The sequence below is a fragment of the Pseudomonas sp. S2_A05 genome (assembly GCF_054668485.1).
Genome location: NZ_CP162775.1, coordinates 470,937 through 493,364 on the forward strand (window position 1 = coordinate 470,937; position 22,428 = coordinate 493,364).

Genomic DNA, 22,428 nt, shown 5'->3' on the forward strand with positions numbered 1-22,428 from the left:
ATAACAATCAGGCGATGGCATTTTCCAATGCCACCACACAGAACACACACCGCCCGGGGCGGTTTTTTCGAGGGGTCAGGGTATGAGTAATCAGGCGTCGAATGCAAAAGGTTCTGAAGATCCGATCCTGCAATGGGTGACCTTCAAACTGGATAACGAAACCTACGGCATCAACGTGATGCGCGTGCAGGAAGTGCTGCGCTACACCGAGATCGCGCCGGTGCCGGGTGCACCGAGCTACGTGCTGGGCATCATCAACCTGCGCGGTAACGTGGTCACCGTGATCGACACCCGTCAGCGCTTCGGCCTGCACAGCGGCGAGATCAGCGACAACACCCGTATCGTCATCATCGAAGCCGACAAGCAAGTCGTTGGCATCATGGTCGACAGCGTGGCCGAAGTGGTTTACCTGCGTCAGTCGGAAATCGAAACCGCGCCGAACGTCGGTAACGAAGAATCGGCCAAGTTCATTCAGGGCGTGTGCAACAAGAACAACGAACTGCTGATTCTGGTCGAGCTGGACAAGATGATGAGCGAAGAAGAATGGTCGGAACTGGAGAGCATCTGATTTGATTCTCGAGGTTGCGGTAATTGTTCTGTTCCTGTTCTGGGCCGGCACGCTGGTGATGTTCGTCTCGTACATCAAGGCGCAGCGAGTGATCGCTGCACAGCAGGCCCAGGGCGATGCGCTGCGTGATCAGCGCATCAAGGAACTGGCCAAACGCGTCGACGATTACCAGAACGGCAACGTGCGCATGGGCGAGGCCCTGCACGAGTTGCGCGCGGTGGTAAGCCCGTTGCCGGACAAGATCGTTGCACTGGAACAACGCGACCCGTCGAGCCTGTCATTCGCCCAAGCGGCGAAACTGGTGGGCATGGGCGCCAGCGTCGATGAATTGACTCAGTCGTGCGGGTTGACCCAGGCTGAGGCGGAGTTGATGCGCAAGTTGCACAAGGGCAGCTAGGGGCTTCAAGCTTCAAGCGGCAAGCAAGATCAAAAGATCGCATCGGAGGCAGCGCCTGCATAAATCTCGTGTAAGCGGTGTCGAAGGCTGCGATCTTTTTTCTCGATTGCATCGCAGGCATAGCGATCCGCAGTTGTCCGCATCAGCTCGCCGGAGTTTTTGTGTAACTGATCAGTTGATACAGGGCTTTCTGCTCACCGTTACCGCCGAAGTCGGCGTTGCCCCAGGCCACTACCCGACGATCTGCCCTGAGTGCCACGAAGGTATCGCCTCCTCCGTACACAGCACGCACGTCAGTGAGCAAATGGGCAACTGCGCTGGTATCGCCGCCGCCGTTCTCTCTTCCCCACGCAACTGCCACGCCGTTGCTGCGCAATGCTACGACCGCGTCTTGGTTGGCATTAATGGCGACAATGTCTCTCAACTGGCGAATGTCTGGCGGAATGTTAACGATATCGCTGGGGAGGGTAGCCCAAGCGTGCACTGAGCCATCCCCGCACAGCACGACAAATCCGGATCCGGAGCCTATGACGTGGACGATGTCGTTGCGACTGGCAATCTCTTCTGGCATGGCCGGCATATGTCCCCATACGACCAGTGCGCCATTGCTTCTGCGTGCTGCAAAGGCTGAGCTGTTACTGGCCAGGTCGACGATATCTCTCAGCGCTGCGATGTCCGACGGCACTTGGCCTCCAAGCGATTCATGCCCCCATGCGCGCACTTGGCCATTGCCGCTCAGTACTGCGAAAGCATGAGTCGAGCAAGCCAGTCTGGTTATGTCGGTGAGCAACGCGATATCGTCCGGCAACTGCGCTGAATGGTCATGATAGCCCCAACAGACGACGTTGCCAGTGCTGCGCAGCGCGGCGAAACCATACTGGCCACCCGACGCTTGCATGATATCGGTCAAATCGGCGATTTCGGGCGGAAGTGCGCCTCCCATCTCGGGCATGCCCCATGCGACAAGCTTGCGCGATTCAAGAAGGGCTACGAAAACATAAGTGCTTCCCGACACCGCGACAACCGTATTCAGCTGTGCGATATCTTCGGGGACGGTCCCGCTGGGCTGAAGTCCCCAAGCGAGGACATTGCCTTGCGCGCGCCGAATCGCAAAGGCTCTCATCCCCGCCGACAACTCTACGACGTCGTGCGCTTCTCTTACCGGTTCCGGCAAAGTGCCGCCGCCATCGACGTGACCCCATGCATGGACTGCCCGGCTGTCCAAAACAGCGCACAGGGCGAATGATGTACCGATAATGTTTGACGGGTTCAGGGTTATCCGTTTCTTGCCCGACCAGACGACCAGTTCCTCATAAGGCCGGACATCGAAAAATTCGCTACCAGTGGCTGGCTGCTTGTCTCCAACATACTGCCACGTGACGTTCAACGGTTTGAGCGTTGAGGCGTCCAGCGCTACAAGTCGCCAGCTGCGCGTGTAGAAGTTGCCAAGACCACCCCGATTGCCGCGTGCGCCCATGACCAGCAGTCCGCCTTCAGCGTTTATCTTCAGGGGCAATTCATCTTTCTCGTTTGGCATGGAATCAATCCCTCAAGATTGTGGACCTGCGGGCAACCTGGTCAGGTCTGGTCCGTAATCAAGCGCTGCGGGATCGGGCATGCGCTACTGTCAGACCTGACAGTAGCGACAAACGGTATATGGCAGGGCGCAGAAGAGACTGCGACTGCGGCTCAGTAGTCATCCCCGCGCGCGGTGATGTCCTTCTCGACCATCGGCGCGTTCGGGTCTTGTCCTTCGGGGAATTTGCCCTTCAGATTCCAGGCAAACGCGATGATCTCGGCGATGGTGCGATAGAGCTCTTCGGGAATGCTGTCGCCCAGTTCCATCCGCGCCAGCAGGCGCACCAGTTCGGCGTTCTCGTAGATCGGCACTTCGTAATCGCGAGCGATACGCAGGATTTCTTCGGCCAGTTCCTCGTCGCCCTTGGCGGTGAGGGTCGGGGCGTGGTTGCCGTCATACTTGAGGGCGATGGCCTGGCGTGGGGCGGTGGAATCGTTCATGCGGTTTCGTCGACCCAGCGGTGTTCGAGGCGGGTTTGGTTGCCTTGCGGCGGGGTGCCGTGGTGGCAGTCGAGGTCGCCGACGTTGAGCCCGGAATCGAGCAAGCGCTGGCGCAGGGCGAAAAGGTTGTTCTCGATCAGGTCGGCGGTGTACGGCCGCTCGGCCCACAGCTGACTGGACAGGCTGCCGGCGATCAGTTGCGCCTGAATCTGCATTGGCCCGAGCGGTTCCAGATCGAAGGCCAGATCGACGCGCCACAGTTGCTGTTTGGCTTCGCGTTCATCGCGGCGTTCATGCGGCTGCGGTTCGCGCTCCGGCGCTTCTTCACGCTGAAACTTGACCTGCAACGGCACGATGTCTTGCAGGTTGCGCATGGGGATTTCCAGCTGCCAGGTGCTGAGCAGGCGGCCATCGTCGGTGACGCCGGTCTGTTCCAGGCTCGACAACTGATGGCTTTGCAGGCGCGACACCGCTGCGGCGGCGAGGCGCAGCAGTTGTTCGAGATCACCTTCGCCCTCGAGTTTCGCCAGCAGTCGTTCGGGCAACGGGAAGCTGCTGGGCACCGGTTTGGCGCTGACCTGGCCGAGGGTGCCGAGGGCGTTCCGGACGAAACTCGGCAGCGCCTGGGCCAGGGTATTGGCGGCGATGATCGCATTGAAATTGGTGTTGCTCGGCAGGCCCGGGGTCAGTTGCGCGATCAGCTTGAGCAGGTCGGCTTTCATGTCCGGGGCGAGAGTCGGGTTTTGTCCGCCGAGCAATTTCGCTTCGAGGAACGCGCCGCTGTTGGCCAATGCCAGCGCCACGCCTTTGGCGGTGCTCATTTGCGGCAGGTCCGGCAGGCTGGCAAGCAGCTTGTCGACCACCGCGCGCAGATCGGCCGAAGTCTGATCGCTGGATGGCGGCAGGTTCTGCAACATCTTCAGCAGGCCATCGAGCGAGCCCTGACGACTTTGCTGACCGAGCAATTGCTGACTGACCGCCAGTTGCTCCTGACGGCTGCTCAGCGGCACGAATTTGAGGGTTTGCGCATCCTGCACCTGCGCCGACAACAAGGTGCCGATGCGCAGCGGTTGCGGGCTGTCGACGGTCAAAGTGCTGCCGCTCAATGCGGTGTTGAGCAGGGTGACCATCGAGCGAAACACCGCCGCTTGCCCCGGCGTCTGCGGCAGGGCCTGCGAGGTCACGACTTTGCCTTGCAGCAAGGTGCCGGCGGGCAATTGCGCGGTATCGATGCGGGTGAGGGTGGCGACGCTGCTGGCGATCGCTTGCTGTACGGTGATCGCCAGATTACCGGCCGATGGCTGAGTGATCGCCAGGTTGGTGCCCTGTGGCAACGGCAGGTTGCTGCTGGCCTGCACGGTGGTCTGACGGCCGCTGTCGAGGGTCACTTTCAACAGCAATTCAAAGGTCTGATCGGCCTGCTTGAGCGACAACACCTCAGCCTTGGCGCTTTGTCCCGCGCCGATCAAGCCCTCGACCGGCGTCAGCAGCTTGAGCAGTTCACCCGTCTGCGGGCGAGCGCTCGCCGGCACGGTGGGCGGCAGCGGGAGGATGTTCATTTCGCCTGTCATACGCGGACACAACCTGAGGAAATTGCGCTCTTGAGAGTAAGGCACGGCATGTATAATGCCGCGCGTCGTGCGCTTCGTTCAAAAAACCTGGCAATTGTTTGATCCAGCTCGCCAGATCGAGCGATCAAAGCATCTATGCTGCATCTCTTTAACGGCCGCTCTAGAGCCGACTTGAACCGTATAAGGCCCGTGATCCCTTGACCAGTCCTGTCCTGCAAACCGTTGCCCTGGCGTGTGAACGCGACCTCAGGCTGCTTTTCGAAAACCTCGAATTGCGCCTGGCCAGTGGTGACATGGTGCAGATCAGCGGCCCCAACGGCAGCGGCAAGACCAGTCTTTTACGTCTGCTCGCCGGTTTGATGCAACCCACCGACGGCCAGGTGCTGCTCAACGGTCAGCCGCTGACCGAGCAACGCAGCGAACTGGCGCGAAACCTTTTGTGGATCGGCCACGCTGCCGGGATCAAGGATCTGCTCACTCCCGAAGAAAACCTGTCGTGGCTGTGCGCCCTGCATCATCCCGCCGAACGCGAGGCGATCTGGCAGGCGCTGGCAGCGGTAGGATTGCGCGGTTTCGAAGACGTTCCCTGCCACAGCCTTTCCGCCGGTCAACAGCGCCGTGTGGCGCTGGCGCGGTTGTATCTGGACAGCCCGCCGTTGTGGATTCTCGATGAACCTTTCACCGCGCTGGACAAGCAGGGTGTCGCTCAGTTGGAAGAGCATCTGGCCGGCCACTGCGAACGCGGCGGTCTGGTGGTGCTGACCACCCACCACACCCTGAGCCGCATGCCGGCCGGTTATCGCGACATCGATCTGGGGAAATGGGCGGTATGAGTGTCTTCGGCCTGCTGCTTGCCCGCGAATCGCGACTGCTGTTCCGCCGCCCGGCGGAGCTGGCCAATCCGCTGATTTTCTTTGCCATCGTCATTGCCCTTTTCCCGCTCGCCGTCGGCCCGGAAACTCAAGTCTTGCAAAACCTGTCCCCGGGGTTAGTCTGGGTGGCGGCGTTGTTGTCGGTCCTGCTGTCGCTGGACGGATTGTTTCGCAGTGACTTCGAAGACGGCTCGCTGGAACAGTGGGTCCTTTCGTCGCACCCGCTGCCGCTTCTGGTCTTGGCCAAGGTGCTGGCACACTGGCTGTTCTCCGGTCTGGCGCTGGTGCTGCTGTCGCCGTTGCTGGCGCTGATGCTCGGTTTGCCGGCCGCGTGCCTGCCGGTGCTGCTGCTGTCGTTGCTGCTGGGAACGCCGGTGTTGAGCCTGCTCGGTGCAGTCGGGGCGGCGCTGACGGTCGGCCTGAAGCGCGGCGGGCTGTTGCTGGCGCTGCTGATTCTGCCGTTGTACATCCCGGTGTTGATCCTAGGCAGCGGCGCGTTGCAAGCGGCGCTGCAAGGCATGCCGGCGACCGGATACCTGTTGTGGATGGCCAGCCTTACAGCGCTGGCGATCACCCTGACACCCTTTGCAATAGCCGCTGGCCTGAAGATCAGCGTCGGCGAATAATAATGAGGCCTGGTCAAAAATTGACCACTTCTTCCAGAAGAAAGGCATGACCCTCTGCCAGCTCGCGATGATGAGCGGCAACCGTGACGGAAACAGTATGAACTGGACCTGGTTTCACAAGCTCGGCTCGCCCAAGTGGTTCTACGGCATCAGCGGCAAGTTCCTGCCGTGGTTGAGCATTGCAGCGTTGCTGCTGATCGGCGTTGGCGTGGTCTGGGGCCTGGCGTTCGCGCCGCCGGATTACCAGCAAGGCAACAGCTTTCGCATCATCTATATCCACGTGCCAGCGGCGATGCTCGCCCAGTCGATCTACGTGATGCTCGCGGTGTGCGGCGTAGTCGGGCTGGTGTGGAAGATGAAACTGGCCGACGTCGCTTTGCAATGCGCCGCACCGATCGGTGCGTGGATGACCGCCGTGGCGCTGGTCACCGGGGCCATCTGGGGCAAACCAACCTGGGGCTCGTGGTGGGTGTGGGATGCGCGCCTGACCTCAATGCTGATTCTGCTGTTTCTGTATTTCGGCGTGATCGCGCTGGGCAATGCCATCAGCAACCGCGACAGCGCCGCCAAGGCCTGCGCGGTGCTGGCGATCGTTGGCGTGATCAACATTCCGATCATCAAATACTCGGTGGAGTGGTGGAACACCCTGCACCAGGGCGCGACGTTCACCCTCACGGAAGAACCGGCGATGCCAGCGGAAATGTGGCTGCCGCTGCTGCTGACGGTGCTGGGTTTCTACTGCTTCTTCGGCGCCGTGCTGTTGCTGCGCATGCGGCTGGAAGTGCTCAAGCGCGAGGCCCGCGCCAGTTGGGTGAAGGCCGAAGTGCAGCAGAGTCTGGAGGCGGCGCAATGAGTTTTGCTTCATTCGGCGATTTTCTCGCCATGGGCCATCACGGCCTGTATGTCTGGTCGGCCTACGGCATCTGCCTGACGGTGCTGGCCCTCAACGTGGTGGCGCCGATTGCGGCGCGTAAGCGTTATCTGCAACAAGAGGCGCGTCGTCTGCGCCGGGAGAACGGCAAGTGAATGCGCTGCGCAAAAAACGTCTGATCATCATTCTGGCGATTCTGGTCGGAGTGGGCGCTGCTGTCGGCCTGGCCCTGAGCGCGTTGCAGGAAAACATCAATCTGTTTTACACGCCGACGCAGATCGCCAACGGCGATGCGCCGCAGGACACGCGCATCCGCGCCGGCGGCATGGTCGAGGCCGGTTCGCTGCAACGCTCCAAGGATTCGCTGGACGTCAAATTCGTCGTCACCGATTTCAACAAATCCGTGACCATCGCCTATCGCGGCATCCTCCCGGATCTGTTCCGCGAAGGGCAGGGCATCGTTGCCCTCGGCAAGCTCAACGCCGATGGCGTGGTGGTCGCCGATGAAGTGCTGGCCAAGCACGACGAGAAGTACATGCCGCCGGAAGTGACCAAAGCGCTGAAGGACAGCGGTCAATCCGCACCGACGCCTGTGAAGGAGGGTTGATCGATGGCTGCTGCACTGTTTATTCCCGAGCTGGGCCATTTGGCGATGATCCTCGCCCTGTGTTTTGCACTCGTCCAAGCGCTGGTACCGATGCTCGGCGCGTGGCGCGGCGACCGCTTGTGGATGAGCCTGGCGCAACCGGCTGCGTGGGGCCAGTTCGCCTTTCTGCTGTTTGCCTTTGGCTGCCTGACCTATGCGTTCATGACCGACGATTTCTCCGTCGGCTACGTGGCTATGAACTCCAACAGCGCGCTGCCCTGGTACTACAAATTCAGCGCGGTGTGGGGCGCCCACGAAGGTTCCCTGCTGCTGTGGGCGTTGATCCTCGGCGGCTGGACCTTCGCCGTGTCGGTGTTCTCCCGACAGTTGCCACAAGTCATGCTCGCCCGGGTACTGGCGGTGATGGGCATGATCAGCACCGGTTTCCTGCTGTTCCTGATTCTCACATCGAACCCGTTTTCGCGGATCCTGCCACAGATTCCCGCAGACGGTCGCGACCTCAACCCGTTGCTGCAGGACATTGGCCTGATCGTGCATCCGCCGATGCTGTACATGGGTTACGTCGGTTTCTCTGTGGCCTTCGCATTTGCCATCGCCGCGCTGCTCGGCGGCCGTCTCGATGCGGCATGGGCGCGCTGGTCGCGGCCATGGACCATCGTCGCCTGGGCCTTCCTCGGCATCGGCATCACCCTCGGTTCGTGGTGGGCGTATTACGAACTCGGCTGGGGCGGCTGGTGGTTCTGGGACCCGGTGGAAAACGCCTCGTTCATGCCATGGCTGGTCGGCACCGCGTTGATTCACTCGTTGGCGGTCACCGAGAAACGCGGCGTGTTCAAGAGCTGGACGGTGTTGCTGGCGATTGCCGCTTTTTCGTTGAGCCTGCTCGGCACCTTCCTCGTCCGCTCGGGCGTGCTGACTTCGGTGCATGCCTTCGCTTCGGATCCCGAGCGCGGTGTGTTCATCCTGATTTTCCTGCTGTTCGTGGTGGGCGGTTCGCTGACCCTTTTCGCCCTGCGCGCGCCAGTGGTGAAAAGTCAGGTCGGGTTCAATCTTTGGTCACGGGAAACCTTGCTGCTGGGCAACAACCTGGTGCTGGTCGTCGCTGCATCGATGATCCTGCTTGGGACCTTGTATCCGCTGATTCTTGATGCCATCAGCGGCGCCAAGCTGTCGGTCGGCCCACCATACTTCAATGCGTTGTTCATTCCGTTGATGGCGTTGCTGATGCTGGTCATGGCGATCGGCGTGATCGTGCGCTGGAAGGACACGCCAGTGAAATGGCTGGCGAGCATGCTCACTCCGGTGCTGCTCGGCAGCGTCGCATTGGCCGTGGTGGCCGGCGTGGCTTATGGCGATTTCAACTGGGCGGTGATCGCGACGTTCCTGCTGGCGGCGTGGGTGTTGCTTGCCGGTGTGCGCGATCTGTTCGACAAGACTCGGCACAAAGGCCTGATCAACGGTTTGCCGACGCTGACCCGCAGCTATTGGGGCATGCAGATCGCTCACCTAGGCATCGCGGTGTGCGCGCTGGGCGTGGTGTTGTCGAGCCAGAACAGCGCCGAGCGCGACCTGCGTCTGGCGCCGGGCGAGTCGATGGACCTGGCGGGCTATCAATTCGTCTTCGAAGGCGCGAAGCATTTCGAAGGGCCGAATTTCACCTCGGACAAAGGCACCATCCGCGTCATTCGTGACGGCGAGGAAATCAGCGTGCTGCACCCGGAAAAACGTCTGTACACCGTGCAGAACTCGGTGATGACCGAAGCCGGCATCGATGCCGGTTTCACTCGCGATCTCTACGTCGCCCTCGGCGAGCCGCTGGATAACGGCGCCTGGGCCGTGCGCGTACACGTCAAACCGTTCGTGCGCTGGATCTGGTTCGGCGGCTTGCTCACCGGATTGGGTGGTGTGCTGGCGGCGCTGGATCGGCGTTATCGGGTCAAGGTGAAAAGCAAAGTGCGCGAAGCGCTGGGCATGACGGGAGCGGCGGCATGAGGCGTTGGTTGATGTTGTTGCCGTTGGCGATTTTCTTGCTGGTGGCGGTGTTTCTCTATCGCGGCTTGTACCTGGATCCGGCGGAGCTGCCGTCGGCGATGATCAACAAGCCATTCCCGGAGTTTTCCCTGCCGAGTGTGCAGGGTGACAAGACGCTGACCAAGGCCGACATTCTCGGCAAACCGGCGCTGGTCAATGTCTGGGGCACCTGGTGCATTTCCTGCCGGGTCGAGCATCCGGTGCTGAACAAACTTGCCGAGCGCGGCGTGGTGATCTACGGCATCAACTACAAGGACACCAATGCCGACGCCTTGAAATGGCTGGCCGAGTTCCACAATCCGTATGCGCTGGATATTCGTGACGACGAGGGTTCGCTGGGCCTCAACCTCGGTGTCTACGGCGCGCCGGAAACCTTCTTTATCGACGCCAAAGGCATCATCCGCGACAAGTTCGTCGGGGTGATCGACGAGCAGGTCTGGCGCGAAAAACTCGCGGCCAAGTATCAGGCGCTGGTCGATGAGGCCAAGCCATGAAGCGTTTTCTCGCTGCGGTCGTGTTGGGTTTGAGCCTGGCCGGTGTCGCCCACGCGGCCATCGATACCTACGAATTTGCCAAAGAGGGCGACCGCGAGCGTTTCCGCGAGCTGACCAAGGAACTGCGCTGCCCCAAATGCCAGAACCAGGACATCGCCGACTCCAACGCACCGATTGCCGCCGACCTGCGCAAAGAGATTTTCCGCATGCTCGGCGAGGGCAAGGACAATCAGCAGATCATCGACTTCATGGTCGATCGCTATGGTGATTTCGTTCGCTATAAACCGGCGCTCAATGCCAAGACCGCGCTGCTGTGGTTCGGCCCGGCCGGTCTGCTGCTCGGTGGTTTCGTGGTGATCGCGCTGATCGTGCGCAGGCGTCGCGGGCAACGTGCCGAAACGCCGTCATCGCTGTCTGCCGAAGAACGTCAGCGCCTCGACCAACTGTTGGATAAAAACCAAGAATGATTGATTTCTGGCTCGCCGCAGGGCTGTTGCTTCTGGTCGCCCTGAGTTTTCTGCTGATCCCGGTACTGCGCGAACGCCGCGCTCAGCGGGAAGAAGATCGCACCGCGTTGAACGTCGCGCTGTACCAGGAACGGGTTGCCGAGCTGCAAGCGCAGCAGGCCGAAGGCGTGCTCGACGCCGCGCAACTGGACAGCGGCCGCGCAGAAGCCGCGCGTGAATTGCTCGCTGACACCGAAGGCGTCACCGCACCGCGTGTCTCCCGCCTGGGCAAGCCGTTGCCGCTGCTGGCCGCCGTGTTGGTACCGGTGCTGGGTCTCGGTCTGTACCTGCATTTCGGCGCCGCCGACAAGGTCGAACTGACCCGCGAATTCGCTCAGGCACCACAGTCGATGGAAGAGATGACCCAGCGTCTGGAGCGTGCGGTTGCCGCGCAACCGGATTCCGCTGAAGGCCTGTATTTCCTCGGCCGTACCTACATGGCTCAAGACCGTCCGGCAGACGCGGCGAAGATGTTCGAACGCGCCGCCAACCTCGCCGGTCGCCAGCCGGAACTGCTCGGCCAGTGGGCGCAGGCGCAGTATTTTGCTGACGGTAAAAAGTGGTCGGAGCAGATTCAGAAACTGACCGACGAAGCGCTGAAGGCCGATCCGAAGGAAGTTACCAGCCTCGGCCTGCTCGGCATCGCCGCGTTCGAAGGCGAGCGTTATCAGGAGGCCATCGACTACTGGAATCGCCTGCTCGCGCAACTGCCGCCGGATGACAACTCTCGCGCTGCGCTGCAAGGCGGCATCGAGCGTGCCGCCGAACGCTTGAAAGCCAGCGGCGGCAAAGTTGCCCGGGCACCGGCGCCGAAAGCGGCATTGCTGACAGTCAGCGTTGATCTGGCCAGCGAACTCAAGAGCAAGGTGCAACCGGGCGACAGCGTGTTCATCTTCGCCCGCGCCACTTCAGGCCCACCGGCGCCGCTGGCGGCCAAACGCCTGACCGTGGCTGACCTGCCGGTGACCGTCGAACTGGGCGATGCCGACGCGATGATGCCGCAGTTGAAACTGTCCAACTTCCCTGAAGTCCAACTGGTTGCGCGCATCTCACGGGCCGGTCAACCGACTGCCGGTGAGTGGATCGGTCGCAGCGGCCCAGTGGCCAGCAGCACCACCGCGCCACAAAAACTGACTATCGACAGCCCGGACAAGTAACCGGATCCAACAGGAAAGCACCGCCATGCACACCATCGCCCGCATCACAGTCCTCACACTGGCCCCGGGCTTGAGTGCATGTGCGGTACAACGCCCGGAACCGACCACCAGCCTGCCGCCGATCCCGCCGTCTCAGCCAAGCCCAACCCCGTCGACCTCGCCGACTCCCGGCAAGAGCATCCCGGCCAAACCCGCCAAGCCCGTGCCACGTACCTCGGCCAGCTTCGCCCCGCCACCGGGCGGCAACAGCCACTGGGACCAGAAGCTCGGCGTCTACGTGCTCGACGACCAGACCAACACCTTCTACCGCCAGCGCACCTACTACCGCTGGAACAACGGCTGGAGCCGCTCGGTCAGCCCCAACGGCCCGTGGGAAGACACCAACATCCACGGCGTCCCGCCGGGGTTGGGCAAGAAGTTCGGGCAGTGAGAGAAACGGCGATCCTGGGATCGCCGTTTTTTTTGCGTCTGATTTTCAGAGAATCGCACGATAGTTACCTAACGCCTTTACCGACTCGACCAATCCTTGCCGTTGGAGAAAGCCAAGATATTTGTCCACCTCCACATTGGGCGTTTTCAATTGCCGTCGCTGGCTTTGAGCCGCAGCGACGACGGCAGCCGAATCAAGATGGAAAAGGTTTTCCACAAACTCATCCGGGTGCTGAGCTTCAATGCCGTATGGCGCGAGGTGACGGGTGGGGAAATCTTTCAGGTTGAACGTCACTATTACATCGGCACCGCATCGGATTGCGGCCGCTAGAACATGGCGATCGTTCTCATCAGGCAGTGTCAGGCCTGACACCAAGTCTTCATAGCCATCGATACACGCGTCTGGAATGGCCAGGTCCATCAATTGCGATGTGCGATCGAGTTGTTCGAGGGTCAGGTCGGACCTGTTCTTCAATAAGTTACGCTTCCATTCGTGGTGTATTTCCTGAGTCCAGCGAGCCCGATACACCCTGACAGTGCGAGCCACATCAGGAAATCTCTTAGAGGGGCCGGATATAAAACGCATGCATCGTATACAGCAGTGAAAGAGGAATGCCTCACTCGTATCCTGTCCTTAGCGCCTGTGCCTGCTCCGCGAGAAGCATCATTGCCTGCTCGCTGGCGGTGTCTCGCCGGGTTTTATATTCCATCAGATCAGCAAAACGCACACGTCGGTGCTTGCCTGTTTTGTGGTAGGAAATCTCACCGCTCTCCAGCAGTTTGATCATGTGCGGACGTGAGACGTTGAGCAGATCGGCAGCTTCCTGCGTGGTCAGCTCCGCGTGGATCGGTACCACCTTCACAGCGTTGCCCTGCGCCAGCGCCGCGAGGATATCGCTCAGCAAGCGCAACGCCGATGTTGGCAGCTCGACGCTGTGGGCTTCGTTCTGTTCATCAAAAATCTGGATTCGCTGAGTTTCAAAACCGCTTGCGAGAAATGCGGTCAGGGCGCGCTGGCCTTCAATCGCGGCTTTGACCTCTCGTTCGACAGGCAGATTGATGGCAGATGGAGTAGCAGTGGTCATAAGACTGTTCCAGCATTGTAAGGAAGATCCGCGGACGTTATTCGAATCAAACGAAATTCGCAATAAACGAAACTGGTGCAGGAATACTTTGTAAAACAACCAACCGTCACCCCGTCCCATTCTGTGCTTGAGTAAAGATAACTCTAGAGTTATTTTTAATGGGCCAGGCCAAGGAGGCGGTTGGTGCAGAGCAGGCTATTGATGAAGGAGCTGGAGGAGGCGGGCTGGACGCTGGATCGGGTTGCGGGCAGTCATTACATCTTCACTCATCGTTACAACCCGGACACGATTGCCGTCCCGCATCCGAAAAAGGATTTACCGTTGGGGACAGTCAAAAGCATTCGGCGGCGCGCGGGGTTATTCAGCCCGCCAACCCGTCATGAAGGAGATCCGTAATGCAATATCCCATTTGCATCGAGTGGGGTGACGAGAACACTGCCATCGGCATTCAGATCCCCGATATTCCCGGCGCAGTCACGGCCGGGGACAGCTTTGAGGAGGCCTACAACGCGGCCGTGGAAGTGGCTCACCTCATGCTGCAGGAGATCGCGGCGGCCGGTCAGGCGATTCCGATGCCGACCTCGGCAGCGGCGCATCGCAATCATCCGGATTTTGCCGAGATGGGCTGGGGCATGCTGGAGCTGGATATCTCGCCGTACCTTGGCAAGACCGAAAAGGTCAACGTTACGCTGCCCGGCTATGTCATTCAGCGTATTGATCGCTATGTACGCGAGCATAACGTGAAAAGCCGCTCCTCGTTTCTGGCGGATGCGGCGATGGAGAAACTGGTTCGGTATTGAGGGTCTGCGCAATTGTGGGAGCGAGCCTGCTCGCGAAAGCGGTGTGTCAGTCGGTGCAAACATGATCTGAACTGACGCCTTCGCGAGCAGGCTCGCTCCCACACTGGTTTTGTGTGTTGCAGTGATTGGAAGGTCACCCAAAACCTGTGGGAGCGAGCCTGCTCGCGAAGCTTTTGAAGCCTTAAGCCGTGGCCAATGAAGCGCGTCGTGAAGTGCTCAAAAACCGTAACAACGCCAACAACGGAAACACGCTGCCGACAATGACGATCCACAACCAGCCGCCATGCTCGTACACCGCGCTGGCCACCGACGAGCCGAACGCGCCGCCGATGAAGATGCTGGTCATGTACAGCGCGTTCAAACGGCCACGACTTTTCGCGTCCAGCGAGTACACCGCGCGTTGCCCCAGGACCATGTTCATCTGCACGCAGAAGTCCAGCACCACGCCGGTCACGGCCAGGCCGATGACGCTATAGGCCGGGTGAATGAAGGCGGGCAGGAAGCTCAGGCTGGCGAAGAGCATGGCCAGTAGCGAGGCGATGCGTGTGTGACCGGCATCAGCGAGGCGGCCGCTGATTGGCGCGGCGATGGCACCGATGGCGCCGACCAGGGCGAAGATGGCGATTTCGCTTTGCGACAGGCCATGGTTGCGTGCAAGTTCCAGTGGCACGGCGGTCCAGAACAGGCTGAACGTGGCAAACATGCAGCCCTGATAAAACGCCCGCTGACGCAGCACCGGTTGCTGGCGCAGCAGCGTCCACAGCGAGCCGATCAATTGGTCATAAGTAGCGCTGTGATCTGGCTGGCGCTTGGGCACGGTCAGCGCCAGCACCACGCTGATAGCCGCCATCAATGCTGCGGCGATCATGAACATGGCGCGCCAGCCGAGGTGATCGGCGACCACGCTCGACACCGGTCGCGCCAACAGAATACCCAGCAGCAAACCGCCCATGATCCCGCCCACCACGCGGCCACGGGACTCTTCCGGCGCCAGATGCGCGGCCAGCGGAATCAGGATCTGCACCGACACCGAGCTGAAGCCGACCAGCAGCGAGATCAGCAGAAATACGTTCGGCTGTTCAGTGAACGCGGCGCCAAGCAGACTGGCGATCGCCACCAGCGTAGTGATGATCATCAGCCGACGGTTCTCCAGCAGATCCCCCAGCGGCACCAGAAAGAACAGGCCCAACGCGTAACCGATCTGCGTCAGCGAGACGATGAAACTGGCCATGGTGTCGGAGAGGCCGATGTCCGGCGCGATCAGGCCGATGATCGGCTGTGCGTAGTAGATGTTGGCAACGATGGCGCCGCAGCAGAACGCGAACAGCAGGACCATGCCTCGGGTCATTGCGTGAGGAGTGGTGGTCATAGGGGATCTCGAGTCGGGCACAGGAAAGCGCTGAGGCTAATGGACAACGTGGGCTGGCAGAAGACGTTTTCGGATGATAACTGTTATTACGCAGTGTAATGAGCGGTATTGCCGCGCAACAAAAAGGCGACCCGGTGGGTCGCCTTTTGATTTTTCAGACCAAGCCTTACTGCCCGCTGTAAATCTGATCGAACACGCCACCATCATTGAAGTGGGTTTTCTGCACCGTGCGCCAGTCACCAAACGTCTTCTCCACCGAAAGGAAGTCGACTTTCGGGAAACGGTCGGTGTACTTCGCCAGCACCGCCGGGTCACGCGGGCGCAGGTAGTTGGCCGCCGCAATTTCCTGTCCTTCCGGCGACCACAGGTACTTCAGATACTCGTCAGCCGCAGCGCGCGAGCCTTTCTTGTCGACGACTTTGTCGACCACCGAAACCGGTGGCTCGGCTTCCGCTGAGACCGTCGGGTAGATGACTTCGAACTGATCGCGACCGAACTCGCGGGCGATCATTTCCGCTTCGTTTTCAAAGGTCACCAGCACGTCGCCGATCTGGTTGGTCATGAACGTGGTGGTGGCGGCGCGGCCACCGGTATCGAGTACCGGCGCCTGCTTGAACAGCTTGCCGACGAAGTCCTTGGCCTTATTCTCGTCGCCACCGTTTTTCAGCACATAGCCCCAGGCCGACAGGTAGGTGTAGCGGCCGTTACCGGAAGTTTTCGGGTTCGGCACGATGACCTGAACGCCGTCCTTGAGCAGATCCGGCCAGTCTTTCAGCGCTTTTGGATTGCCCTTGCGAACGATGAACACTGTCGCCGAGGTGAACGGTGCGCTGTTGTTCGGCAGGCGCGTGACCCAGTTGTCCGGCACCAGTTTGCCGTTGTCGGCGAGGGCGTTGATGTCGGTGGCCATGTTCATGGTAATGACGTCAGCCGGCAGGCCGTCGATCACCGAACGCGCCTGCTTGCTCGAGCCGCCGAAGGACATCTGCACGGTGATGTTTTCGTTGTGCTCGGCTTGCCAGTGCTTCTGGAACGCAGTGTTGTAGTCCTTGTAGAAATCGCGCATCACGTCGTAGGAAACGTTAAGCAGCGTCGGTGCTGCTTCGGCGATGTTGGCCAAGGCCAGGCCGGCGGCGAGAAGTGAGGCGCCAAAGAGTTTTTTCACTGCGCATTCCTTGTTCTGTGGGGGTGTTATGCCAAAAATGAAGCCATTTGCCAGCGACTATAACGGTCAGCGCATAGTCGCTTAAAGATTAAAAAGCTCTGTGCTTATTCCACTTTCTTGAACAGCTGACTGCCGCAGCGCGAACAGAACGCTGCGCTCTGTTCATGGCTCTTTTTCTGACAGCCCGGGCAGTCATGTTGCAGCTGTTCGCCGCGCATGGCATTGGCCAGTTCTGCGGTAAAAATCCCCGTGGGCACGGCGATGATCGAGTAACCGGTGATCATCACCAGCGAGGAAATCACTTGACCCAGCGGCGTCTTCGGCACGATGTCGCCGAAGCCCACAGTGGTCAAGGTCACGATGGCCCAATAGATGCCTTTGGGAATGCTGGTGAAGCCATGTTCCGGGCCTTCGATCACGTACATCAGCGTGCCGAACACTGTCACCAGCGTGCACACGCTGACCAGAAACACGACGATTTTCTGCTTGCTGCCACGCAGCGCCGACATCAGATAGTTGGCTTGCTTGAGATACGGGCTGAGCTTGAGCACACGGAAAATCCGCAGCATCCGAATGATGCGGATGATCAGCAGATACTGCGCATCGCTGTAATACAGGGCGAGGATGCCCGGCACGATCGCCAGCAGATCCACCAGGCCATAAAAGCTGAAGGCATAGCGCAGCGGCTTGGGCGAGCAGTACAGACGCAGGATGTATTCGCCGAGGAAGATCGCCGTGAAGCCCCACTCGATATAGGCCAGAACGTCGGCGTAATTACGGTGGATGCTGTCGATACTGTCGAGCATCACGATCACCAGACTGGCGAGGATGATCAACAGCAGGATGCCGTCGAAGCGACGCCCGGCCGGGGTGTCGCTCTGGAAAATCATGACGTAAAGCCGTTCGCGCCAATTGTTGCTGCTGTCCATGGATAACGCCTGAATCGAAGATCAGCGCAGCCTAGGGTGATTCTCCTCATGAGCGCAAGACTCATGCGCGAGCGACGCTTTGCCAAGCATTTGAATGCCGGCACGAATCAACCAGCAGGCGAGGATGAACGGCGCGGTCAGCGTGGCCAGCCCGAGGGCGGCAAACAGCGGCGTCACCAGCAAGGCCAGGACAATGGCGAGCAGCGGCAGCCACGGATTTTGTCGCTGAGCGCTGAAGGCGAGGGCGGCGAGTACAGCGTTGTAGCCACCGAGCCCGAGCAGTGCGGCGGACGTGTCGTGGTGCAGCAGACTCGAGCCGAGGCCGATCGCCGACGCCAGCAGCGCCCAGCAGAACGCGCGGCGATCGGCGAGCAGCAAGCCGCTGGCGATCAAGGCCCCGGCCAATGGATGGTCGAGAAACATCACCTGGCCGAATCCGCGCAGTTCAGCGGCCAGCAGATTTGTCGTGTTCAGGTCGACCGATGCCGCCGGCGCGGACGGCTCGGCGAACATCAGCAGCACCCAGCTGAGCGCCACGAACGGCGAGGTATACGCCGGTATGGCGCGACTGCGGTACACGTGTTTGAGCCATTGCTGAGTAAGCATCGCGCTCAAGCCACCGGCTGCAAGAATCAACGGCGGCAGCAGTGGCGACCAAGGGAAATACAGGCTCAGCAGCAGGCCGAGCAGCACGCCGTTGTAGCTGAACAACCCGGCCTGGCGATCGGCCTTGGCGTAGTTGCGCCGCTGCGCGGTGAGCAGACCGGCAACGCCACCGAGCAGCGCCCCGGCGAACAGCACCGGCGCCGTCAGCAGAATCGCCAGCAGACACAGCAGCCCGCACAGCGGATGGCGCTGGAAGAAAATCTGACTGAAACCGTTGAGCAAAGCCTCGGCCCAGTCGGGGCAGTGGGTGTTGAAGTGATTGGCAGGCATGTTGAGAAAATCTGGGCAGTTGGAACATCAAAAGGTCTTGCAAGTCACTGTGGCGAGGGGATTTAGCGAAACGTCGCACCGCCCCGTTCGGCTGCGCAGCAGTCGTCGCTTTTGAGGGTGTGACGGTTTCCACAGAGAAACCGCATTCTCCGATTGGGGGCCGCTTCGCAGCCCAACGGGGATAAATCCCCTCGCCACAAGTTTATGCACCCACTTTTATGGGGGGTTAAATCAACGTCTCGATGCGCAGCGAATTGGTCGATCCCGGCTGCCCGAACGGCACGCCGGCGGTGATCAGCAGCGTGTCGCCACGCTCGGCCATGCCTTGCGCCTGAGCAATCTCCAGTGCGGTCGAGCAGACTTCGTCGACCTGACGCAGGCGATCGTTGACCACCGAATGAATGCCCCACGCTACGCTCAAGCGCCGCGCCGTTTGCAGGTTCGGCGTCAGATTGAGGATCGGTGCTTTCGGCCGTTCCCGGGATGCGCGCAACGTCGAGGCGCCGGACTCGCTGTAATTGACCAGCACCGCCACCGGCAGCACGTTGCTGATCCGGCGGATCGCACAGCTGATCGCATCGGAAACCGTCGCCTCGGCTTTCGGTCGGCTGACGTCAAGCTGGGTCTGATAATCCGGGCCGTTCTCAACTTGACGGATGATCTTGCTCATCATCTGCACGGCTTCCAGCGGGTATTCGCCGGACGCGGTCTCCGCCGAGAGCATCACCGCATCGGCGCCTTCGGCTACGGCGTTGGCGACGTCAGTCACCTCGGCACGGGTTGGGGCAGGGGAGAAGCGCATTGACTCGAGCATCTGCGTCGCCACCACCACCGGTTTGCCCAGCGCGCGGCAGGTGGTGATGATGTTTTTCTGAATCTGCGGCACGCTCTCCGCCGGCACTTCCACACCAAGATCGCCGCGCGCGACCATGATCGCGTCGCTCAACTCAGCAATCTCACGTAGTTGCTCGACCGCTGAAGGCTTCTCGATTTTCGCCATCAGAAACGCCTTGTCGCCGATCAATGCGCGGGCTTCGACAATGTCCTGCGGGCGCTGTACGAACGACAGCGCGACCCAGTCCACACCCAATTCCAGGCCGAAGCTCAAATCGCGGCGATCCTTGGCGGTCAGCGGGCTGAGGTCGAGCACCGCTTGCGGCACATTCACGCCTTTGCGATCGGACAGTTCGCCGCCGTTGAGCACGCTGGTGTCGATCGCATCGGCGTACTTGGTGACCACGCGCAGGCGCAGCTTGCCGTCGTCGAGCAGCAGGTCCATGCCCGCTTCCAGCGCGGCAATGATTTCCGGATGCGGCAGGTTGACCCGGCGCTCATCGCCCGGTGTCGCATCGAGATCCAAGCGGAACGCCTGACCGCGATGCAACTGCACCTTGCCGTCAGCGAACTTGCCCACACGCAGTTTCGGCCCTTGCAGGTCCATCAGAATGCCCAGCGGATAGTTGAGCTGGCGCTCGACTTCGCGGATCCATTGATAGCGCTTGGCGTGGTCGGCGTGATCGCCATGGCTGAAATTCAGCCGGAAGATGTTGACCCCGGCCTTGACCAGCTCGCGGATGTCGTCGATACCGTCGACCGCAGGGCCGAGGGTGGCGAGGATTTTGACCTTTTTATCAGGCGTCATGATTTGCAGTTCTCAAGGATCAGAATGGCGCGGAAGTCGTTGACGTTAGTGCGGGTCGGCTCGGTGACGATCAGCGCATCGAGCGCCTGGAAGTAGCCATAGCCGTTGTTGTTATCCAGCTCGTCGCTGGCGCTCAGACCCAGTGCGGCGGCGCGGGCGTAGCTGTCCGGAGTCATGATTGCGCCGGCGTTGTCTTCCGAGCCGTCGATGCCATCGGTGTCGCCGGCCAGCGCGTAGACGCCGGGCTGGCCCTTGAGGCTGTCGGTCAGGCTGAGGAGGAATTCGGCGTTACGCCCGCCACGGCCATTGCCGCGCACGGTTACCGTGGTCTCACCGCCAGAAAGAATCACGCACGGCGTCGCCAGTGGCTGGCCGTGATTGATGATCTGTCGGGCGATGCCGGCGTGGACTTTCGCCACTTCGCGGGATTCGCCTTCGAGGTCGCCGAGAATCAAGGTGCTGAAACCGGCCTGACGGCACTTCACCGCCGCCGCGTCCAGCGACTGCTGCGGGCGGGCGATCAACTGGAAATGACTGCGCGCCAGACCCGGATCGCCGGGTTTGACGGTTTCCGATTCAGGGCTGTGCAGCCAGGTGCGCACGGAAGCGGGAATCTCGATGCCGTAGCGTTTGATGATCGCCAGTGCTTCGGCGGAAGTGCTCGGGTCGGCCACGGTCGGGCCGGAGGCAATGACGGTGGCGAGGTCGCCCGGCACATCGGAAATCGCGTAGGTGTAAACCGTCGCCGGCCAGCAGGCCTTGCCGAGGCGGCCGCCCTTGATCGCCGAGAGGTGCTTGCGCACGCAGTTCATCTCGCCGATGGTCGCGCCGGATTTGAGCAGGGCTTTGTTGATCGCCTGCTTGTCAGCGAGGGTAATGCCTTCGGCTGGCAGGGCGAGCAGGGCAGAGCCGCCGCCGGAGAGCAGGAAGATCACGCGGTCGTCTTCAGTCAGGTTGCTGACCAGTTCCAGCACACGTTTGGCCACGGCCAGCCCGGCCGCATCCGGCACCGGGTGTGCGGCTTCGACCACTTCGATTTTTTCGCACGGGGCGCCGTGGCCGTAGCGGGTCACCACCAGGCCGGTGACTTCACCCTCCCAGCAGCGCTCGACCACTTGCGCCATGGCGGCAGCGGCTTTGCCGGCGCCGATGACGATCAACCGACCGGTGCGATCGGCAGGCAAATGGGCTTCGAGGACTTGGTTCGGATGGGCCGCGTCGATGGCTGTGGCAAACAGCTCGCGCAGCAGTTGTTGCGGATCGACCGACATGGCGGGCTCCCGGAATTCTTGTTATTCGAAAGGGCGACTCAGGTCCCTTGTGGGAGCGAGCCTGCTCGCGAACGCGGTATGTCAGCCAACATGGATGTTGAATGTGAAGCCGCTTTCGCGAGCAGGCTCGCTCCCACAGGGTTTTGTGCAGGCTTTATTTATTGTCGCGAATCGAGAAATTGGCCATGTGCTCCAGGCCCTTGATCAGCGCCGAGTGGTCCCAGTTGCTGCCGCCGATGGCCGCGCAGGTGCTGAATACCTGCTGGGCATTGGCGGTGTTCGGCAGGTTGATGTTCAGCTCCTTGGCGCCTTGCAGGGCCAGGTTCAGGTCCTTCTGGTGCAGGCTGATGCGGAAGCCCGGGTCGAAGGTACCTTTGATCATGCGCTCGCCGTGCACTTCGAGGATCTTCGAAGAAGCGAAACCGCCCATCAGCGCTTCACGCACCTTGGCTGGATCGGCACCGTTTTTCGAGGCGAACAGCAGGGCTTCGGCTACGGCCTGGATGTTCAGCGCGACGATGATCTGGTTCGCCACTTTGGCGGTCTGGCCGTCGCCATTGCTACCAACCAGGGTGATGTTCTTGCCCATGGCCTGGAACAGCGGCAGGGCGCGTTCGAAGGCATCGGCGTCGCCACCGACCATGATGCTCAGGGTTGCGGCCTTGGCGCCGACTTCACCGCCGGAAACCGGAGCGTCGAGGTACTGCGCGCCTTTTTCGTTGATCTTCGCCGCGAAAGCTTTGGTGGCGGTCGGCGAAATCGAGCTCATGTCGATGACTACTTTGCCCTTGCCGATACCGGCCGCGACGCCGTCGGCGCGGAACAGCACGTCATCGACCTGCGGGGTGTCCGGAACCATGACGATGATGAATTCGGCTTCCTGCGCCACTTCGCGCGGATTGGCCAGGGCGACAGCGCCAGCGGCGACCAGATCGGCCGGGGCCGCGTCGTGGTGTTGCGACAGGAACAGGCTGTGACCGGCTTTCTGCAGGTTCGCCGCCATTGGGTGGCCCATGATGCCGGTGCCGATGAATCCGATTTTAGCCATGAGAAAATCCTCTTGTTTTTGTCGTGCTCAAGCAA

The 22,428-nt window shown here is 60.9% G+C and carries 25 protein-coding genes and 1 pseudogene; 14 read left to right on the forward strand and 12 right to left on the reverse strand.

Annotation, left to right across the window (positions count from 1 at the left end; translation table 11 throughout):
- Positions 1 to 82 precede the first annotated feature (82 nt).
- A complete protein-coding gene (locus AB4O12_RS02215) occupies positions 83 to 568 on the forward strand; it encodes a chemotaxis protein CheW (RefSeq protein WP_095180727.1) in 486 nt (161 codons plus the stop codon).
- Position 569: 1 nt separating this feature from the next.
- On the forward strand, positions 570 to 965 hold the full coding sequence (locus tag AB4O12_RS02220; protein WP_460060247.1) for a DUF2802 domain-containing protein: 396 nt from the start codon (positions 570 to 572) through the stop codon (positions 963 to 965).
- 142 nt (positions 966 to 1,107) lie between these two features.
- On the opposite strand, the gene AB4O12_RS02225 is transcribed toward AB4O12_RS02220, so the two are convergent.
- From AB4O12_RS02225 to fliK, 3 genes are all read right to left on the reverse strand, one after another.
- A complete protein-coding gene (locus tag AB4O12_RS02225) occupies positions 1,108 to 2,502 on the reverse strand; it encodes an RCC1 domain-containing protein (RefSeq protein ID WP_460060248.1) in 1,395 nt (464 codons plus the stop codon).
- A 152-nt stretch (positions 2,503 to 2,654) separates the two neighbouring features.
- Positions 2,655 to 2,984, reverse strand: a complete 330-nt coding sequence (locus AB4O12_RS02230) for an EscU/YscU/HrcU family type III secretion system export apparatus switch protein (RefSeq protein ID WP_041479625.1) — start codon at positions 2,982 to 2,984, stop codon at positions 2,655 to 2,657.
- Positions 2,981 to 4,555, reverse strand: a complete 1,575-nt coding sequence (gene fliK / locus AB4O12_RS02235; protein WP_071171455.1) for a flagellar hook-length control protein FliK — start codon at positions 4,553 to 4,555, stop codon at positions 2,981 to 2,983. The genes AB4O12_RS02230 and fliK overlap by 4 nt, the downstream gene beginning before the upstream one ends.
- A 197-nt stretch (positions 4,556 to 4,752) precedes the next feature.
- Between fliK and ccmA the strand changes: the two genes are divergently transcribed.
- The 10 genes from ccmA to AB4O12_RS02285 all read left to right on the forward strand — a co-directional run bounded on the left by ccmA (position 4,753) and on the right by AB4O12_RS02285 (position 12,149).
- Positions 4,753 to 5,388: a cytochrome c biogenesis heme-transporting ATPase CcmA gene (ccmA, locus tag AB4O12_RS02240; protein WP_073472746.1), complete on the forward strand. Its 636-nt coding sequence runs from the start codon at positions 4,753 to 4,755 to the stop codon at positions 5,386 to 5,388.
- Positions 5,385 to 6,053 carry a heme exporter protein CcmB gene (ccmB, locus tag AB4O12_RS02245; protein WP_039763615.1) on the forward strand — a complete coding sequence of 223 codons (669 nt, stop codon included), beginning with the start codon at positions 5,385 to 5,387 and terminating at the stop codon, positions 6,051 to 6,053. Before ccmA ends, ccmB begins: the two co-directional genes overlap by 4 nt.
- A gap of 97 nt (positions 6,054 to 6,150) precedes the next feature.
- Positions 6,151 to 6,906 carry a heme ABC transporter permease gene (locus tag AB4O12_RS02250; RefSeq protein WP_460062371.1) on the forward strand — a complete coding sequence of 252 codons (756 nt, stop codon included), beginning with the start codon at positions 6,151 to 6,153 and terminating at the stop codon, positions 6,904 to 6,906.
- Positions 6,903 to 7,079, forward strand: coding sequence for a heme exporter protein CcmD (ccmD, locus tag AB4O12_RS02255; protein ID WP_071171457.1), 177 nt, complete (start codon positions 6,903 to 6,905; stop codon positions 7,077 to 7,079). The genes AB4O12_RS02250 and ccmD overlap by 4 nt, the downstream gene beginning before the upstream one ends.
- Positions 7,076 to 7,531 carry a cytochrome c maturation protein CcmE gene (ccmE, locus tag AB4O12_RS02260; RefSeq protein ID WP_056783845.1) on the forward strand — a complete coding sequence of 152 codons (456 nt, stop codon included), beginning with the start codon at positions 7,076 to 7,078 and terminating at the stop codon, positions 7,529 to 7,531. Before ccmD ends, ccmE begins: the two co-directional genes overlap by 4 nt.
- 3 nt (positions 7,532 to 7,534) lie before the next feature.
- Entirely contained in the window at positions 7,535 to 9,523 is a 1,989-nt protein-coding gene (locus AB4O12_RS02265) for a heme lyase CcmF/NrfE family subunit (protein WP_460060251.1), read from the forward strand.
- On the forward strand, positions 9,520 to 10,056 hold the full coding sequence (locus tag AB4O12_RS02270; protein WP_016771042.1) for a DsbE family thiol:disulfide interchange protein: 537 nt from the start codon (positions 9,520 to 9,522) through the stop codon (positions 10,054 to 10,056). Before AB4O12_RS02265 ends, AB4O12_RS02270 begins: the two co-directional genes overlap by 4 nt.
- Complete coding sequence (locus AB4O12_RS02275; RefSeq protein WP_016771041.1) at positions 10,053 to 10,523, forward strand: cytochrome c-type biogenesis protein; 471 nt, start codon at positions 10,053 to 10,055, stop codon at positions 10,521 to 10,523. Before AB4O12_RS02270 ends, AB4O12_RS02275 begins: the two co-directional genes overlap by 4 nt.
- Positions 10,520 to 11,719: a c-type cytochrome biogenesis protein CcmI gene (ccmI, locus tag AB4O12_RS02280; RefSeq protein WP_460060252.1), complete on the forward strand. Its 1,200-nt coding sequence runs from the start codon at positions 10,520 to 10,522 to the stop codon at positions 11,717 to 11,719. The genes AB4O12_RS02275 and ccmI overlap by 4 nt, the downstream gene beginning before the upstream one ends.
- Before the next feature lie 25 nt (positions 11,720 to 11,744).
- Positions 11,745 to 12,149, forward strand: coding sequence for a hypothetical protein (locus AB4O12_RS02285; RefSeq protein WP_460060253.1), 405 nt, complete (start codon positions 11,745 to 11,747; stop codon positions 12,147 to 12,149).
- A 45-nt stretch (positions 12,150 to 12,194) separates the two neighbouring features.
- Here the strand turns inward: AB4O12_RS02285 and AB4O12_RS02290 are convergent.
- A pseudogene (locus AB4O12_RS02290) lies at positions 12,195 to 12,769 on the reverse strand (PIN domain-containing protein).
- Entirely contained in the window at positions 12,766 to 13,233 is a 468-nt protein-coding gene (locus AB4O12_RS02295) for a helix-turn-helix domain-containing protein (protein WP_095180734.1), read from the reverse strand. The pseudogene AB4O12_RS02290 and the gene AB4O12_RS02295 overlap by 4 nt, the downstream one beginning before the upstream one ends.
- 183 nt (positions 13,234 to 13,416) lie before the next feature.
- Between AB4O12_RS02295 and AB4O12_RS02300 the strand changes: the two genes are divergently transcribed.
- Both AB4O12_RS02300 and AB4O12_RS02305 read left to right on the forward strand, forming a co-directional pair.
- Positions 13,417 to 13,629: a type II toxin-antitoxin system HicA family toxin gene (locus AB4O12_RS02300; protein ID WP_095180735.1), complete on the forward strand. Its 213-nt coding sequence runs from the start codon at positions 13,417 to 13,419 to the stop codon at positions 13,627 to 13,629.
- Positions 13,629 to 14,033, forward strand: coding sequence for a type II toxin-antitoxin system HicB family antitoxin (locus AB4O12_RS02305; protein ID WP_016771035.1), 405 nt, complete (start codon positions 13,629 to 13,631; stop codon positions 14,031 to 14,033). Before AB4O12_RS02300 ends, AB4O12_RS02305 begins: the two co-directional genes overlap by 1 nt.
- Before the next feature lie 181 nt (positions 14,034 to 14,214).
- Here AB4O12_RS02305 and AB4O12_RS02310 read toward each other — a convergent pair whose 3' ends face one another.
- From AB4O12_RS02310 to AB4O12_RS02340, 7 genes are all read right to left on the reverse strand, one after another.
- Complete coding sequence (locus AB4O12_RS02310) at positions 14,215 to 15,402, reverse strand: MFS transporter (protein ID WP_460060255.1); 1,188 nt, start codon at positions 15,400 to 15,402, stop codon at positions 14,215 to 14,217.
- 166 nt (positions 15,403 to 15,568) lie between these two features.
- Positions 15,569 to 16,567: a sulfate ABC transporter substrate-binding protein gene (locus tag AB4O12_RS02315; RefSeq protein WP_217863988.1), complete on the reverse strand. Its 999-nt coding sequence runs from the start codon at positions 16,565 to 16,567 to the stop codon at positions 15,569 to 15,571.
- Between the two features lie 104 nt (positions 16,568 to 16,671).
- A complete protein-coding gene (locus AB4O12_RS02320; RefSeq protein WP_041479613.1) occupies positions 16,672 to 17,496 on the reverse strand; it encodes an ion transporter in 825 nt (274 codons plus the stop codon).
- 21 nt (positions 17,497 to 17,517) lie between these two features.
- A complete protein-coding gene (locus tag AB4O12_RS02325; RefSeq protein WP_252869021.1) occupies positions 17,518 to 18,432 on the reverse strand; it encodes an urea transporter in 915 nt (304 codons plus the stop codon).
- A 226-nt stretch (positions 18,433 to 18,658) separates the two neighbouring features.
- Positions 18,659 to 20,074: a pyruvate kinase gene (pyk, locus tag AB4O12_RS02330; RefSeq protein ID WP_460060257.1), complete on the reverse strand. Its 1,416-nt coding sequence runs from the start codon at positions 20,072 to 20,074 to the stop codon at positions 18,659 to 18,661.
- Positions 20,071 to 21,345: a glycerate kinase type-2 family protein gene (locus AB4O12_RS02335; RefSeq protein ID WP_460060258.1), complete on the reverse strand. Its 1,275-nt coding sequence runs from the start codon at positions 21,343 to 21,345 to the stop codon at positions 20,071 to 20,073. Before AB4O12_RS02335 ends, pyk begins: the two co-directional genes overlap by 4 nt.
- A gap of 154 nt (positions 21,346 to 21,499) precedes the next feature.
- Complete coding sequence (locus AB4O12_RS02340) at positions 21,500 to 22,393, reverse strand: 2-hydroxy-3-oxopropionate reductase (RefSeq protein ID WP_150741301.1); 894 nt, start codon at positions 22,391 to 22,393, stop codon at positions 21,500 to 21,502.
- Between the last annotated feature and the right edge of the window lie 35 nt (positions 22,394 to 22,428).

Bases quoted from the DNA above. Each gene is read 5' to 3' on its own strand.
- AB4O12_RS02265 (WP_460060251.1), top strand. From the start codon at position 7,535: ATGGCTGCTGCACTGTTTATTCCCGAGCTGGGCCATTTGGCGATGATC.
- AB4O12_RS02275 (WP_016771041.1), top strand. From the start codon at position 10,053: ATGAAGCGTTTTCTCGCTGCGGTCGTGTTGGGTTTGAGCCTGGCCGGT.
- fliK (WP_071171455.1), bottom strand. From the start codon at position 4,555: ATGACAGGCGAAATGAACATCCTCCCGCTGCCGCCCACCGTGCCGGCG.
- AB4O12_RS02305 (WP_016771035.1), top strand. From the start codon at position 13,629: ATGCAATATCCCATTTGCATCGAGTGGGGTGACGAGAACACTGCCATC.
- AB4O12_RS02230 (WP_041479625.1), bottom strand. From the start codon at position 2,984: ATGAACGATTCCACCGCCCCACGCCAGGCCATCGCCCTCAAGTATGAC.
- ccmI (WP_460060252.1), top strand. From the start codon at position 10,520: ATGATTGATTTCTGGCTCGCCGCAGGGCTGTTGCTTCTGGTCGCCCTG.
- AB4O12_RS02325 (WP_252869021.1), bottom strand. From the start codon at position 18,432: ATGCCTGCCAATCACTTCAACACCCACTGCCCCGACTGGGCCGAGGCT.
- AB4O12_RS02310 (WP_460060255.1), bottom strand. From the start codon at position 15,402: ATGACCACCACTCCTCACGCAATGACCCGAGGCATGGTCCTGCTGTTC.
- AB4O12_RS02320 (WP_041479613.1), bottom strand. From the start codon at position 17,496: ATGGACAGCAGCAACAATTGGCGCGAACGGCTTTACGTCATGATTTTC.
- AB4O12_RS02225 (WP_460060248.1), bottom strand. From the start codon at position 2,502: ATGCCAAACGAGAAAGATGAATTGCCCCTGAAGATAAACGCTGAAGGC.
- AB4O12_RS02340 (WP_150741301.1), bottom strand. From the start codon at position 22,393: ATGGCTAAAATCGGATTCATCGGCACCGGCATCATGGGCCACCCAATG.
- AB4O12_RS02285 (WP_460060253.1), top strand. From the start codon at position 11,745: ATGCACACCATCGCCCGCATCACAGTCCTCACACTGGCCCCGGGCTTG.
- AB4O12_RS02295 (WP_095180734.1), bottom strand. From the start codon at position 13,233: ATGACCACTGCTACTCCATCTGCCATCAATCTGCCTGTCGAACGAGAG.
- pyk (WP_460060257.1), bottom strand. From the start codon at position 20,074: ATGACGCCTGATAAAAAGGTCAAAATCCTCGCCACCCTCGGCCCTGCG.
- AB4O12_RS02335 (WP_460060258.1), bottom strand. From the start codon at position 21,345: ATGTCGGTCGATCCGCAACAACTGCTGCGCGAGCTGTTTGCCACAGCC.
- AB4O12_RS02215 (WP_095180727.1), top strand. From the start codon at position 83: ATGAGTAATCAGGCGTCGAATGCAAAAGGTTCTGAAGATCCGATCCTG.
- ccmB (WP_039763615.1), top strand. From the start codon at position 5,385: ATGAGTGTCTTCGGCCTGCTGCTTGCCCGCGAATCGCGACTGCTGTTC.
- AB4O12_RS02270 (WP_016771042.1), top strand. From the start codon at position 9,520: ATGAGGCGTTGGTTGATGTTGTTGCCGTTGGCGATTTTCTTGCTGGTG.
- AB4O12_RS02250 (WP_460062371.1), top strand. From the start codon at position 6,151: ATGAACTGGACCTGGTTTCACAAGCTCGGCTCGCCCAAGTGGTTCTAC.
- ccmD (WP_071171457.1), top strand. From the start codon at position 6,903: ATGAGTTTTGCTTCATTCGGCGATTTTCTCGCCATGGGCCATCACGGC.